Consider the following 13,610-nt stretch of genomic DNA (forward strand, 5'->3'; position numbering starts at 1 on the left):
CGCCACGCCGTGCGATCATCCGCCTCACTATCGCAGGTTGGTGCTGGCTTCGACTTGCTCCGCTTCTCGCGCGAGGCTTCACATCAGCTTGATCAGGCCTGCTTCCGTGGGTTTGAAGCCGCAGGCGCGGTAGAAGCCGGTCAGGTGCGGCTCGAAATCGACATGCAGCCACTCTGCGCCACGCTCCCGCGCAACCCGTGTCGCCTCCTTTACCAGTCGCGTCGCAATCCCTTGCCTTCGCATGTCGGGATGGACCGATGTATCGAGGATGAAGGCATGGATGCCACCATCCCAGGCGACGTTGATGAAGCCGACAAGCCGGTCGTCCTGATAGGCGCCGATATGGGCGAGGCTGCGGGACAGAACCGCGGTGAAATCGCGGTTGTGCGGGCTGCCCCAGGCGGCGGAAAAGAGCGCGTTCAGTTCGGCGGCGGAGGGGAAGGGGTCGATGCGCAGTTCCAGCATGGGGGGTTCCCTTCCTTCAGCGGGCATGGAGGTCTTCCGGATCAAGGGCGGGCGACGTTGCAGGCTCATTCCGTCACGGCGACGAGCCGGCCGTCTCGTCTTTCGAAAATCCTGTCGGAGAGAAAGTCGACGCCGCGGTGTTTCGCCATGTCGATCAGCTGCCGGGCCGTGATCAGCGCGGAGGGCGCTTTTCGGTCGATCACGGCGACCTCGTCGCGCTGGCGCAGGATCAGGAAGGCGCCATCCGGGAAATTCTTGTCCACCATAGCCCAGAATTCATCCGTCAGGACGATGGCCGGCGTCAGCGGCGGGTTATCTTCGATCCGGTAGGCGATCATGTGATCGTTGACCCGTTCTTCCCCGAGCTTCGACATTTCCCGCAGAATATTCCTCTGCGCCGCCTTGCGGATCTCGGCGACGGAGCGTTCGCCGAGATCGGCGCGTGAGATCCCGACCAGGCTCTGCGGCGTGTCCAGTTGCAACACGATCGCCACGTCGCCGGCAAGTTTCTCCGCCAGAGATGTTGCCGCATCCTGGTCATTCCCAGGCTGCCGGAAGCGAATATTCGCGAAGACATGCTGCAGGTCGAGCTCCGGCCTGCGGACCGTGACGAGAACGCTCTGCACGAGATTTTCGATGGCGGCCTCGCGGTCCAGATCGTTGCGGAGCGTATAAAGCCTGCCGTCGACGTTGGTGACATCGACCGTCCCCACCACGGCTTCGCGTCCGCCATTGGCAAGCCGCACGCGGAGAGTAGCAGGATCGCCGGGGTCGATCGTAACCTCCTCGACCTCGGGCTCGCTGCGCAGGCGCGCGGCAATGGCGTCGCGCAGCTGCGCCAGCGTTTCGGGCGGTGTGGTAGAGATGGGCTGCGCTTGGGAGCGGAGGCCTATTTTCGAGAGAAGGGTCTTGAACATGTCGGCGTTTCCCTGATGTGTCGTGTCCGCATAAGCTGCCGCCGGCGTCAGGATCAAGGCGAGGCAGGCTGAAAGACTGATGATCCGCATGCTGGGCACCGCCGCCGGCGAAAGAGGCGGCAACCGCACGGCCGCGGACCGAAGCGCGTTGGGGCGAACGGGATTCACGCCGCGCGTTTCAGGCGTTCGTTCATGCATGTCATCCCCCTAAGCCGCCGCGGCGGCTGGCCGCCAGCAGAAGCTAGGGCAAAGCTGTTGCCGATCAATGACGGATGAGGCGCTTCGGCCGGGAGAGGGCGGCGGGCGAGGCTGCGGGGCAGAATGGAGGAGAAGTCGCGCGGGGCAGGGCGCCCCAGGCGGCGGCCCAGAGGCGTTGAGTTCGTCGGAGGGGAAGGGGGATGCAAAGTTCTGGCATGGGGGCGGCTTCTTCCCTCATGCAGGCGGTGCTTTGGTTGGCGTGGTAGGCCCTGGCGAGCGTCCCGATACAATCTAAACGTGCCCGCATATTTTCCGCAGTGGCGTTCCCAGGCATTCAGCCATCTTCCGGTCCTATTCCCAGGTGATGCCTGGATTGTGGGCCTCGAGAGCAAAGCGGCCGAACGTGGCGGGCCAGACATACCGCAAGTCGTTCAATAATACGGTGGGGCCGCAGCAAGGGGCCACTGTGTTGAGGTCTTTGGCAGACCCTCCGACTCCGCTAAGCTGTTCACTTCATCCAATCCCACGCGTGCTTTTAGTGTGCAACTCTATCGATATTGCTGTAGTAGAGCAATTTCCAATTGAGGTGCGTGAAAATCCCCCTGTGTTCGCGGCTCACCGCCCCGGCCGCCCAGTCTTCCCCTTCGTCCGCCCCTTGCGCTTCTGCTCGCCGGGGTCCTCATAACTTCCCACACCCGTCTTGCCGCGCACGACCGGCCTCACGTCATCGCGTTCCGGCTGGCCTTCCAGCAACGGTGAAAACCGCTTCGTGCCCTTGGCGGCCTCAGGCTTTTCCGGCAGCGCTCCGCTGACCGGCTTTTCCGTCCGGCCGACCGTCATTTCGTCGAGGTCGTTCTTGCGGAAGAGGGTCTTCTTTGTGGGCTCGGCAATGTCGCGGCCCATCTCATCCAGAGCGGGTTTGCGGAAGAGGGGGGTGGTGGTGTCGGTGCCTGGGCCCATGTCGTCGATCGAGGGTTTGGCGAAGTAGGAGGGTGTGGCCCCCTCATCCGCCCTGCCGGGCACCGACCGGGGTCGAGCCGCTTGTCTCGACCCGTCCTCCGGACCCCCGGCTGGAGGAAGGGACTCGCGGGTCGCTTTGGCGTTCCGTCTGACGCCTTCCATCGCCTTCGACTCTTCGCGCGCCATCGGGTCGTCCATGACTGCCAGCTCGGCAGCCTTGAGGCGTTTGATTTCGTCTCGGAGGCGGGCGGCTTTTTCGAAGTCGAGGTCGGCGGCGGCGTCGCGCATGCTCTTTTCGAGCGCGTTGAGGTGGGTCTGCAGGTTGTTGCCGACGAGGTTGCCGCCATCGGCGAAGCCCTTGCCCGAGACGCCTGAGATATCGGCGCGGACGTGGTCGCGTTCGTAGACGGAGTCGAGGATGTCGGAGATCCTGGCTTTCACCGATTCAGGGGTAATGCCGTGTTCCTGGTTATAGACCATCTGCTTTTCGCGGCGGCGGCTGGTTTCCTCCATCGCCCGCTTCATCGAGCCGGTGACCTGGTCGGCATAGAGGATGACCTTGCCGTCGACGTTACGCGCGGCGCGGCCGATCGTCTGGATCAGCGAGGTCTCGGAGCGCAGGAAGCCTTCCTTGTCGGCGTCGAGGATGGCGACGAAGCCGCATTCGGGAATGTCGAGGCCTTCGCGCAAAAGGTTGATGCCGACCAGCACGTCGAAGGCGCCGAGGCGGAGATCGCGGAGGATTTCGATACGCTCCAGCGTGTCGATGTCGGAGTGCATGTAGCGGACGCGCACGCCCTGCTCATGCAGATATTCGGTCAGGTCTTCGGCCATGCGCTTGGTCAGCACGGTGCAGAGGGTGCGGTAGCCCTTGGCGGATGTCTCGCGGATCTCACCGAGCACATCGTCGACCTGGCTGCGGGCCGAGCGGACCTCGACCGGCGGGTCGATCAGGCCGGTCGGGCGGATCACCTGTTCGGCGAAGACGCCGCCTGATTGTTCCATCTCCCAGCCCCCGGGGGTGGCCGAGACGGCGATGGTATCGGGGCGCATGGCGTCCCATTCCTCGAAGCGCAGCGGCCGGTTGTCCATGCAGGAGGGCAGGCGGAAGCCGTATTCGGCCAGCGTCGCCTTGCGCCTGAAGTCGCCCCGATACATGCCGCCGATCTGCGGCACGGTGACATGGCTTTCGTCAATGAAGACGAGGGCGTTGTCGGGGATATATTCGAACAGCGTCGGCGGCGGATCGCCGGGGTCGCGGCCGGTGAGATAACGCGAATAGTTCTCGATGCCCTGGCAGGAGCCGGTGGCTTCGAGCATTTCGATATCGTAGCGGGTGCGCTGCTCCAGGCGCTGGGCTTCCAGCAGGCGGCCGGCCTTTTCCAGCTCGGCCAGGCGAAGCCTGAGCTCCTCCTTGATCGACTTGATGGCGCCGTTCAGCGTCGGGCGCGGGGTGACATAGTGCGAATTGGCGTAGATCTTCACCGATTTCAGATCGCCGACCTTCTGGCCGGTGAGCGGGTCGAATTCGGTGATGGCGTCGATCTCGTCGCCGAACATCGAGATGCGCCAGGCAGCATCTTCCAAGTGGGCGGGGAAGAGCTCGATCGTATCGCCGCGCACCCGGAAGGATCCGCGGGTGAAATCCATGTCGCGGCGCTTATATTGCTGGGCGACGAGGTCGGCCAGCAGCTGGCGCTGGTCGAGCCGGTCGCCGACCGACATCTGGAAGGTCATCGCCGTATAGGTCTCGACCGAGCCGATACCATAGATGCAGGAGACCGAGGCGACGATGATGCAGTCGTCGCGTTCGAGTAGCGAGCGCGTCGCCGAGTGGCGCATGCGGTCGATCTGCTCGTTGATTGAGGATTCCTTCTCGATATAGGTGTCGGAGCGCGGCACATAGGCTTCGGGCTGGTAATAATCGTAGTAGGAAACGAAATATTCCACGGCATTGTCGGGGAAGAAATTCTTGAATTCGGAATAGAGCTGGGCGGCCAGCGTCTTGTTCGGCGCCAGGATGACGGCCGGGCGCTGCGTCGCCTCGATCACCTTGGCCATGGTGAAGGTCTTGCCGGAGCCGGTGACGCCGAGCAGCACCTGGCTGCGGTCGCCATTCTCCAGCCCCTCGACGAGATCGCGGATGGCTGTGGGCTGATCGCCGGCCGGCTCGTAATCCGACTGCATGCGGATGGCGATGCCGCCTTCGGATTTGTCGGGTCGGGCAGGGCGGTGCGGCGTCCAGATCTTGCCGTTCTTGTGCAGCGGATTGCCGCTCTCGATCAGTGCCGACAGCGCCTCGACCGTGGCGGTGACGGCGGTGCCGGCCTGCAGCGACGAGGCTTCTTCCAGCGTCGTATCCATGCCGGAGACGGGATTGAGGCCGGCGGCCGCGCGCGTCTTCGGGTCGGTCGAGCCGCCCATTGAGGTGCCGCGCGCCGATTTCGACGCGCTGACGCCGCCGTCGCTGGTTTTCGTCCTGGCGGCGATTTCCACCTTCTTCCGATGTTTGCCGGCCTTGGAGGCGATCTGGCGCTGGGTCTCAACGCCCGAGGCTTCGGCATCGGCCTCCAGCTGCTTCACCCAATCGGCAACCGAGCCTGAGAGGGGGGCTCCCTCAAAAGACGATTGAGGGGCTTCCTCGAAGCCATTCGGGGCGGTGGATTTCTTCGGAGATTTGGCCATGGCGGGAATATGGAGAGAGTCAGCGCGAAAGTGAAGAGGGAAAGAGTACAAAAGGGAAACGAACTGTGCGTTCGAAAGTGTGAATAGTTTTGGGCACGGGCGGGCAGCGCGCCAAGCTAGGAAGCTGTGAGAAACGCTATCTATGGGATAACGGAGGTCGCGGCTTGCTCCCTCTTCTCCCCAGCGGGGAGAAGAGGGAGCAAAGGGTCGGATGAGGGGGCCGCACGGCACGCCATTCATTATTGCCCTTCGCTTGCGCTCAGGACATTCGCGGCCTGCCGCTCACCCCCTCATCGCCTCGCTATCGCTCCGGCACTTCTCCCCGCTGGGGAGAAGAGGTATGTGGCAGCGCCTTGCTTCCCCGCCAATAGCGGTCGTGCAGTCTCAAGGCATGGTTTCCGTCGAGCAACTCATATTCGCATTGAAGAAGTTGAGATGAATGCCGAGTTTTCCGGCAGTACTGATGAGCTGCACGTTGACGCTTTCCCCCGAGGTGAAGCGAATCTGGCGTCGATATTCGATTTCCATGTCGCCCCAATCGGGAATGTCACAATGGTCGTTGCCGGCTCGCCATATTTTACTCGAAAGCCTAGCACGATCAATGTGAAGTCATCAACTCCGCCATCGCGGTGCTGTTGGAGGAGGCGATTTTGTCGTCGCATACGAAAAGACCGAGATTCGACCCTTCCACGACCCATTGACCGGGAAGGAAAGAAGAAAGATCGGGATGGAAGGAAGAATGCTCCTTCAATTTCCATCCTTTTTCGCTCGCATTCCGCTGGGCATCTGCAAACGAGCTACCCAATTTGAAATCGTGCAAGTCGTCAAACGTTTGCGCGCAAGTTGCGCCGCTTGAGAGCGTCGTCAAGGCAAAAGCAAAGCCGAAAATTAATCGCCGGCCATAGGGCATGAAGGCTGTCCCTGTGAAAAACTCAAACCGCAGATTATCAATTTTCGTAACCTATCTTGTAAGTAGCTATCTTACCTGTAATTCCGCTTTTGGTAGAAATATCTAGACTCATTCCGTCAAGAGATTGGCAAGCGCTGAATGGCCATTCGATCTCAAAATCCAAGGGATCGAAGTTCATCACCGAATAAGATCCTGCTCCAACGAGGTATACGCTGACATAACTCATGCTCAACGCATCATCCAGCTCGACGCCGGAGACCAGTTTCGCTTTCCCCTCACGCACCTCATATGGCGGGACTCCGCCTTCGCCGGAGACACAGACCCTATCGAATTTATAGGCACTACCTTTCAGAATATCCCGAAATTTGAATTTGCCTTCACCATTGCTCCAAAGATAAAAATTCAGATAGTTTGGCTCCGCAAATGCATAGTTCGGCCTATATGGGCCAGACGAGTGTTCACCCAAAAAGAACGCGGTGACCAAAGCGAAGGCAAGCAATGAAATCCGAACAATATTTGCCGAGTATTCTCTCCGGCGTGGTTTTGAAGCAAAATAAATATTTTGACGTACTTAATCTCGAGCCGCGTAACGTCGGGCCGCGGGCAACAGAAACGATCGGAAATCGCTCCAGAGAGTTCCGTTTAGTGGCCGCCCCAACCACCTGATCCACGTCTGCCCCCCTGAAATCAACCGCATCGCCATATGTCGTTAAGCATGATCGAGAGATATTCAGGCGGAATGCGAAGGTGTCAATTCAGGCTCAGAGTGCTGACGCGTCGCAGATTACCGGAAGTGGAACCCGCTTCGGAAGTGCCGGCCCACAAATAAAAGTCTGTGGTTGAAGGCTGGGCAGCCTCCCGCAATGCGCGCGGCGATGTTAAAGCTGCTGCGGGAATTGGGGACTTTTCATGAACAAGATAATCATTGCATTCGCGGTGGCCGCGGCAGTGGCCGGCTGCGCCAAACGTCCTGACGCCATCGTCCAGGTCGATATTCCGATGGCTGCCTATACGAACCTCAGTTGCGAGGCGCTCGCAGTGGAACATAAGAAAGAGAAGGCCAAGCTCGACGACCTGTCCAAGCAGCAGATCAGCGCAGCGAACGGCGATGCTTTCGGTGTCTTCCTCGTCGGCGTCCCCATCGGCAGCGTCGCCGGGGGAGACAAGGAAGGCGAAATTGCCGCGTCCAAAGGGAAGGTTTCGGCCATGCAGTCCGCTGGAATGAGCAAGGGCTGCAAGCTGCCCGGCTGACAGCCGGGCGGCAACCATCGAAATCGGGCCGACCAAAAGTGAGCATTGGCCGGCGATCCCGCTTTCAATATCTATTCGGCGCCCGCAGCGATTGTCCGCACCCCCGTATCGGAACCGAAATCGGCCCTCCGCAGTTAGTTTCCTGTGACTTAAGCTTCAGGTGCAACTGCCATTAGCGACCATTCTGCCTTCTGGGAAACCCCCATCTCGATCGACCTTGATACCGGCGAGCGGCTGGTTCTGCGCTCACCGCAGGATGCGCTTTATGCACTCGTCTCCGACTGGCCAGTCAATGGCGGCGTCCACCAGCAGAGAGCGATCGATTTCTGCCGCGCCTGGCTTGCCGGGCGGATGCCGGCCGAGACGGTGCGGCAGGCTTTCATCCTGGCCGCGCTGGAAGCCGGCGTTACGATCAATGATGATGAAGACGGCGCAGAAGCCTCCGCCTTGAACCCTGCGGTATAGCTGGAGCGACGCCGGCTATATCCACGCGTCACGCGGCGTCAACATGTTCTTTTCATGTATTGCAAATATTATTCCCGCTGTGTTTGTAGGAAATACGCCACGTTACGGCGCTCTGATTCTTTGGAGATTCATCTGAATGAAAATCAAATTCCTTGTTTGCGCTGTCCTGCTGGCACTGGCTGGCTGCCAGACTCCGGCGCCGCAGTCCGTTTTAGATTCCCAGCAGCCGCCTTCCAGCGCAGTTCGACGCGAGAATGTCGACGCTCTGCGGGGAACCATTAAACCGGGGAACTTCGTAAAGGCCGAGATTTCCAGCGTGGTTCTGCTTAATCCGGAAAAGCAGATATATGCTTATTGCACACGCACGACGGAACGTGCCAACCCGAACTGGTCCTATATCGGCCTGGGCTTGCAACACAACATGATATTGTACCTGAAAAAGAACGACCATCGCTGCCACGACGAACGGCTGCGTTACTATGATTTTCCTGAATTGCGTAAGATGAAATACTGAGAGAGAGACGAGGCGCCTGGCAGCCTCGCGATCACCTTCCGGACGTGGCCCTGCTCAAACCGTGAGAACCATTCCCACGCTCGCCGTACACTATTTTCAAAAGACGGACGCCCTGGAGTCATCCACGGACGGCGCTCTGCAATACCACACGATGACGGCAATCGTTCCAATGGGGAACAGAATCCCAAGAAGCTGGTGCCATCCGCTTCGGTTGATGTCGTGAAAACGCCGAGCGGCCATGGCGATTGAGGGAAGAAACGTCGCCAGCGCCCAGATCCAGTTCAATGTTGCGGTTCGATCGACAAGGTACAAAGCGATGCTGACGAGAGCGACAAAGGCCGCCGAAAACCAGAATTCCGATCGGCTGGCTCTGCCGGTGAAATCCACATATTTCTTGAAGTAGCTGCTGATCGCTTGGCCGAAACCCATTGCCTGCGGCAGGCCGCCGAAGCGGTTCGGCCCGGCGGGTGGTTTTCTGAAAATGAAGAACAACGGCACTGTTAGCGGGATCAAGACGACCAGCCAGTGAAAGAGAGAAAAACTACCCATGAGATACCCCAACGATTTGAATGGTATAGAGATAAGCAATGGTCGTTTCCGGAAGATTAACTGGCTTGCAATTTGATGCGTTCGGCAATCAAAGCGTGAGAAACAGCGGCTGCCACGTTGAGGGCCGTATAGACGCTTGGAAGAGGTTGGCAGCGCAGTTGGCAGCTTAGCGCTTGGCCAGCACCCGTGCCTGCACCGGCTGCTCGATGCCCTTGAGCACAAGCATGCGAGTTTCGGCGCCTGCGGCGAGATCAGCAGCCTTCGCCGCCGTTTCGGCCGAGATCAGGATCTCGCCGGCGGCGGCCTGGGATTCCAGCCTTGCGGCCTGATTGACGACGCCGCCGATGGCGGTGAAATCGCTGCGAAAGCTTGAGAATTCGCCGATCTGGACCTCACCGGAATGGATGCCGACGCCGACGCCGAGGGTGCGGCCGGGCAATGCCTCGAGCGCCAGACCGTTCAGCGCTGTGGCGCAGTTTTGCTGGATCTCCTGCGCGGCCAGGATAGCGGCGCCGGCGTGATCCTTTCGGACGATCGGGAAGTTGAAGATAGCCATCAGGCCGTCGCCCATCTGCTTGTTGACGATGCCGTCATGCGCCCAGATCGCCTGCGCGCAGCGATCCTGGAACAGGCTGACGATCTCGCTCAGTTGCACCGCTTCGATGCGCTCCGACAGATCCGTGAAGCCCCTGATATCGGCAAACAGGATGGTGGCGTCGACGGTGATCTGGCGCTGCTTCTTGACATATTGGAAGGAGCGTTCGCAGATCGTGCAGATATCGGGATTCATCTTGCTGCGGGTGATGCCTAAGGCGCGGAAGGGTAAGGCGAGCGGGCCGCCGATCGGGATCGGCATGTGCATCTGGTCCCAGCAGCCGCGGCAGATCCGGGCGCTGCCGTGCCTGGTTGGCTCCGTAGAGGAGGCTGTCGTCATATCTCGCAATCCATCGCCTGATAGCAAAAAATGAGCTTCCGATACTTGCCTGCTTTTGGCAACTCTGCCGACCGTCGAGGGTGACGATGGCTCGAACTATTTCGTCCAGGCCCCATTCTTCTGGGACACGTCGCCACTAAGTTGAATATCGCGCGGTCCGGCGATAGCATCGCAGTGGGACCTACTGTAGAATATTGTTAGTAATACATTCGCTCTCCAGGAAAGACCGGGGATGGAGCGCCGTCTTGCAGCAATCCTGATCGCTGATGTCGTCGGTTACAGTCGATTGAGCCAGATCGACGAAGAGGGCACCCGTGCGCGTTTTCAGGCGGACCAGAACGATGTCTTCGAGCCGGCGATCACGCGTCACCATGGCCGGCTGGTCAAAACCATGGGCGATGGTCTGCTGGTCGAATTTCAGAGTGTCGTCGATGCCTTGCGCTGCGCGGTGGAGGTCCAGCAGCTGAAAGCCACGCAGAGTGCCGCGGCGCTGCCGGAGCATCGGCTCGAGTTCCGGATCGGCATCAATCTCGGCGATATCATCGTCGAGGGCGAAGACATCCAGGGCGACGGCGTCAATATCGCCGATCGAATACAGGCGCTGGCCGAACCGGGCGGCATCGCCATATCGGGCACGACATACGACCAGGTGAAATCGAAAGTCCCGGTCGGTTTTGCTTCGCTCGGCGAACAGCGATTGAAGAGCATCACCGAACCGATCCGGGTCTACCGCGTCCTGCTTGACCCGACTGCCGCCGGCAAAACCCTCAAGACCCGCAGGCGCCTGCCGAGACGCCACCTGGTTGCGGGCGTAGCAGCGGCCGTTATCCTCGCTCTCGCGGGCGCAGCACTCTGGTGGCAGCCATGGATGCCGGCAAAACCACCGGGGCTCGGCGAACGTTTCGCCTATCCTCTGCCGGACAGGCCCTCTGTCGCGGTTCTGCCCTTCATCAATGTCAGCGGCGACACCGAGCACGACCATCTCGCAGAGGGGTTGACGGACGATCTGATCACCGAGTTGTCCAAAGTATCGGGTCTCTTCGTCATCGCCCGCCACTCGGTCTTCGCCATCCGGGACTCCGTCGGCAAGATCCAGGATGTGGCCGCCGAACTCGGCGTCAAATATGTGCTCGAAGGGACCCTGCAGCGGGCCGGGCCGCGGCTGCGGATCAATGTCAAACTGATCGATGCGGTCACCGGCCTGTCGCTCTGGGCCGAGCGCTACGACCGCCAGTATGCCGACCTCTTTGCGGTGCAGGACGATGTGATCGGCAAGATCATCTCGGCCCTGTCGGTCAAACTCAGCGCGCGCGAGCGCGACCAACTGGCCCGAATCCCGACCGAAAACCTCGAAGCATACGATTATTACATGCGGGCCGAGCAGGAGGGCTTCATTCTCAGGGATGTCGACACCTATCGTCGGACGCTGTCCTTCTACCAGAAAGCGATCGATCTCGATCCGGGCTTTGCCAATGCTCATGCGGGAATCGCGCGCGTGGCCGTCGATGTCTGGCGCAACGACTATAATTACCTCTGGTCGGCCGCCGTCGCCCGCAAGATCGCCTATGACGCTGCCGGTCAGGCCCTCAAGCTCGATCCCAATAATGCCAGGGCTCACACGGTGCTTGCCCTGCTGCAATGGGTGGATGGACGCGAGACGGAGGCCAAAAACTCCGCCAACATGGCGGTTGCGATGGAGCCGAACGATGCGGAGGCCGCCGCCAACCTCGCTCTCATCCTGGTCCACACCGGAAGCAGCGGGCAGGCCATCACGGAGATGGAAAAGGCTTTGCGGCTCGACCCTTCGCCGGCGTCGAGCTTTCAACTGCTGGCGGGGATCGTCTTTTATACCGCGGGCGATGATCAGCGGGCGATCTCGCTGATAGAGCCGACGCTCGACAGCCTGCCGAAGGTCGAGCCGGCACGCGAATACCTGGCGGCCGCCTATGCCGACCAGGGCAATGAAACGAAAGCTGCAGCGGAGACGGCAAAGCTGCTGGAGCTCTTCCCCGAAAGCAATCTCACCTATTACGGCTATCTCTATGATTACTGGCGGGACGGCGATCTGCAGCGCCATCTGGCCGCATTGCGAAAGGCCGGCATTCCCGAATGGCCTTTCGGTTTTACAGGCAACCCAGCCGACAGGCTCGGCGAGGCAGACCTGCGCAATCTTGTCGATGGCAAGAGCTGGACCGGCAAGCACAAGAACGGCACGGATTTCACCCAATATTTCGACAGGGCTGGAAACACTGCCTATCGCAGCGCGAATACCAACATCACCGGTATCGTCGAGGTGCGAGGCGACAGTCTCTGCGAAAAATTCGACGGCTATTTTCTCGACCGGATGGTGTGCGGATATATTTACCGCAACACGTCAGGTGAACAGCGCGACAGGCCATACATCCACGTCACGCCGCGCGCCTTGACGTTCTTTTCACCCACACCCTGACGGGTCGGGCGTTGCGGCTTCATTTCGCATCCGGTTGCTGCCAGACGGTGTGCATCTTCTCCGAAATCAGCGTCTGCTGAACTTCGGACCAATGCTTCTTCGAGTCGGTCACCTTGGTCGGGTTTTTCTCCATGCCTTCGGCTGCCCCGGGATCATAGCTCAGGTACAGTTTGCCATCGATGATCCGCCAGGCTTTCGGATCGATATTGGTGGTCACCGTCCCGAAAGACACGCCATCGGCGCAATAGCCGCCATATTGCGGCGCATATTTGGACGGATCGCCCTTGAAGAGATCGCGATTTCTAGCGCTGGCGAAATACCAAGTCGCGCCAAGCCAGTGGTGGGAATATGTCTCGGATCCTTCGACGGCCTGGTTTTCAGTGAAATAGGCGACCGGGTCGTAGCCCTTGATCGCGACATCGCCGAAATAGCCGGTATTGACGAGTTCCTCGGCCCCCGCAGGCTGAAGAAAGGAAAGCAGCATCACCGCAGCGCCAACAGCCACGCCCATTCGCTTTCCGGATTTTCGCACATGGCCGTATTTTTGCACATGATAAGACATAACAAGCTCCGTTCCCGGACGCGGTCTGTACCTGAAGCGAAATGCTATTGCCGTTTGGTGCATTCCTTGTAGAGCGGTTCGCTCACAAGTTCGGCTTTCTGGCAAACAGCACCGGCTTCCATGAGTAATTTGGCCGTGTCCCAATGCGCCCGCCACCCGGCTTGAGTGAGAGGCGTGTACCCGTTTCTTTCCGTCGCTTCGACATCCGCGCTCTTCGTCAGCAGAAAAGCGACCACCTCGGTGCGGCCCTCTTCGGCGGCGCCGTGCAGCGGCGACATCTGATAGAAATTCTTCCTGTCGTTGACATCAGCTCCCTCGGCGACAAGCCGTTTCACCACCTCCAGATTTCCTGCATAGGCTGCTGCATGCAGCGCCGTCAGCCCACCCTTGTTGCGAATTTCGATGTCGGCGCCGCGATCCAGCAAAAGAACGACGACATCGGCATGGCCCGCCAATGACGCGATAATCAACGCCGGCTCGCCCGCCTCATCGAGCTCCGACAGATCGGAGCCCTGGTCCAGCAACTGTATGACGCGGGCGATATCGCCGTCCTTGGCCGCCTGATGCAAAGGACCTGCCCATGCCGGCAGGACGCCAATGACAAGCGTAGCAACAGTCGCGATAAAAATATTCACGGGCACGATCTCGGTTTGATCAGGGTTCGTATGCGCCGTTTTGTTGCGTTTTAGCACGTGTGCAATTCGTAAACAAGATTGCGCTAATGGACACGCTTCCGGCCAACCCCACTTGC

At 59.9% G+C, this 13,610-nt stretch carries 15 protein-coding genes; 5 read left to right on the plus strand and 10 right to left on the minus strand.

From position 1 onward, the window contains the following. Nucleotides 1–78 precede the first annotated feature (78 nt). The 6 genes from HFO71_RS04310 to HFO71_RS04330 all read right to left on the minus strand — a co-directional run bounded on the left by HFO71_RS04310 (nucleotide 79) and on the right by HFO71_RS04330 (nucleotide 6,634). On the minus strand, nucleotides 79–465 hold the full coding sequence (locus tag HFO71_RS04310) for a GNAT family N-acetyltransferase (protein ID WP_131642576.1): 387 nt from the start codon (nucleotides 463–465) through the stop codon (nucleotides 79–81). Between the two features lie 65 nt (nucleotides 466–530). Beyond that, nucleotides 531–1,472, minus strand: coding sequence for a hypothetical protein (locus HFO71_RS04315; protein ID WP_206987882.1), 942 nt, complete (start codon nucleotides 1,470–1,472; stop codon nucleotides 531–533). A gap of 723 nt (nucleotides 1,473–2,195) precedes the next feature. After that, a complete protein-coding gene (uvrB, locus tag HFO71_RS04320) occupies nucleotides 2,196–5,225 on the minus strand; it encodes an excinuclease ABC subunit UvrB (protein WP_221987573.1) in 3,030 nt (1,009 codons plus the stop codon). A 384-nt stretch (nucleotides 5,226–5,609) separates the two neighbouring features. Continuing rightward, nucleotides 5,610–5,753 carry a hypothetical protein gene (locus tag HFO71_RS35710; RefSeq protein ID WP_244735359.1) on the minus strand — a complete coding sequence of 48 codons (144 nt, stop codon included), beginning with the start codon at nucleotides 5,751–5,753 and terminating at the stop codon, nucleotides 5,610–5,612. A gap of 70 nt (nucleotides 5,754–5,823) precedes the next feature. After that, nucleotides 5,824–6,135, minus strand: a complete 312-nt coding sequence (locus tag HFO71_RS35715) for a hypothetical protein (protein WP_244735360.1) — start codon at nucleotides 6,133–6,135, stop codon at nucleotides 5,824–5,826. A 37-nt stretch (nucleotides 6,136–6,172) separates the two neighbouring features. Next, the gene (locus HFO71_RS04330) at nucleotides 6,173–6,634 is read right to left on the minus strand and encodes a hypothetical protein (RefSeq protein WP_206987886.1); all 462 of its coding nucleotides are present in this window, start codon (nucleotides 6,632–6,634) and stop codon (nucleotides 6,173–6,175) included. Between HFO71_RS04330 and HFO71_RS04335 the strand changes: the two genes are divergently transcribed. The 4 genes from HFO71_RS04335 to HFO71_RS04350 all read left to right on the plus strand — a co-directional run bounded on the left by HFO71_RS04335 (nucleotide 6,634) and on the right by HFO71_RS04350 (nucleotide 8,365). Then, nucleotides 6,634–6,801, plus strand: a complete 168-nt coding sequence (locus tag HFO71_RS04335; RefSeq protein ID WP_206987889.1) for a hypothetical protein — start codon at nucleotides 6,634–6,636, stop codon at nucleotides 6,799–6,801. The genes HFO71_RS04330 and HFO71_RS04335 overlap by 1 nt on opposite strands. A gap of 243 nt (nucleotides 6,802–7,044) precedes the next feature. Next, a complete protein-coding gene (locus HFO71_RS04340) occupies nucleotides 7,045–7,386 on the plus strand; it encodes a hypothetical protein (protein WP_020050471.1) in 342 nt (113 codons plus the stop codon). A gap of 240 nt (nucleotides 7,387–7,626) precedes the next feature. Beyond that, complete coding sequence (locus HFO71_RS04345; RefSeq protein ID WP_064653080.1) at nucleotides 7,627–7,851, plus strand: DUF982 domain-containing protein; 225 nt, start codon at nucleotides 7,627–7,629, stop codon at nucleotides 7,849–7,851. Nucleotides 7,852–7,987: 136 nt separating this feature from the next. Continuing rightward, nucleotides 7,988–8,365: a hypothetical protein gene (locus tag HFO71_RS04350; RefSeq protein WP_168342916.1), complete on the plus strand. Its 378-nt coding sequence runs from the start codon at nucleotides 7,988–7,990 to the stop codon at nucleotides 8,363–8,365. 96 nt (nucleotides 8,366–8,461) lie between these two features. On the opposite strand, the gene HFO71_RS04355 is transcribed toward HFO71_RS04350, so the two are convergent. Together HFO71_RS04355 and HFO71_RS04360 are read right to left on the minus strand one after the other, a co-directional pair. After that, nucleotides 8,462–8,914 (minus strand): DUF805 domain-containing protein, encoded by a 453-nt coding sequence (locus HFO71_RS04355; RefSeq protein ID WP_168342915.1) that lies wholly within the window; start codon nucleotides 8,912–8,914, stop codon nucleotides 8,462–8,464. A 166-nt stretch (nucleotides 8,915–9,080) separates the two neighbouring features. After that, nucleotides 9,081–9,848 carry an adenylate/guanylate cyclase domain-containing protein gene (locus HFO71_RS04360; protein WP_221941416.1) on the minus strand — a complete coding sequence of 256 codons (768 nt, stop codon included), beginning with the start codon at nucleotides 9,846–9,848 and terminating at the stop codon, nucleotides 9,081–9,083. Between the two features lie 232 nt (nucleotides 9,849–10,080). On the opposite strand from HFO71_RS04360, the gene HFO71_RS04365 reads away from it, so the two are divergent. Next, nucleotides 10,081–12,297 carry an adenylate/guanylate cyclase domain-containing protein gene (locus HFO71_RS04365; RefSeq protein ID WP_221950622.1) on the plus strand — a complete coding sequence of 739 codons (2,217 nt, stop codon included), beginning with the start codon at nucleotides 10,081–10,083 and terminating at the stop codon, nucleotides 12,295–12,297. Between the two features lie 19 nt (nucleotides 12,298–12,316). Here the strand turns inward: HFO71_RS04365 and HFO71_RS04370 are convergent, their stop codons facing one another. Further along, nucleotides 12,317–12,808 carry a YHS domain-containing (seleno)protein gene (locus HFO71_RS04370; protein WP_025395014.1) on the minus strand — a complete coding sequence of 164 codons (492 nt, stop codon included), beginning with the start codon at nucleotides 12,806–12,808 and terminating at the stop codon, nucleotides 12,317–12,319. Between the two features lie 95 nt (nucleotides 12,809–12,903). Next, on the minus strand, nucleotides 12,904–13,551 hold the full coding sequence (locus tag HFO71_RS04375) for an ankyrin repeat domain-containing protein (protein WP_206987895.1): 648 nt from the start codon (nucleotides 13,549–13,551) through the stop codon (nucleotides 12,904–12,906). Nucleotides 13,552–13,610: the final 59 nt, after the last annotated feature.

Source organism: Rhizobium laguerreae (assembly GCF_019778565.1).
Classification (GTDB): domain Bacteria; phylum Pseudomonadota; class Alphaproteobacteria; order Rhizobiales; family Rhizobiaceae; genus Rhizobium; species Rhizobium laguerreae.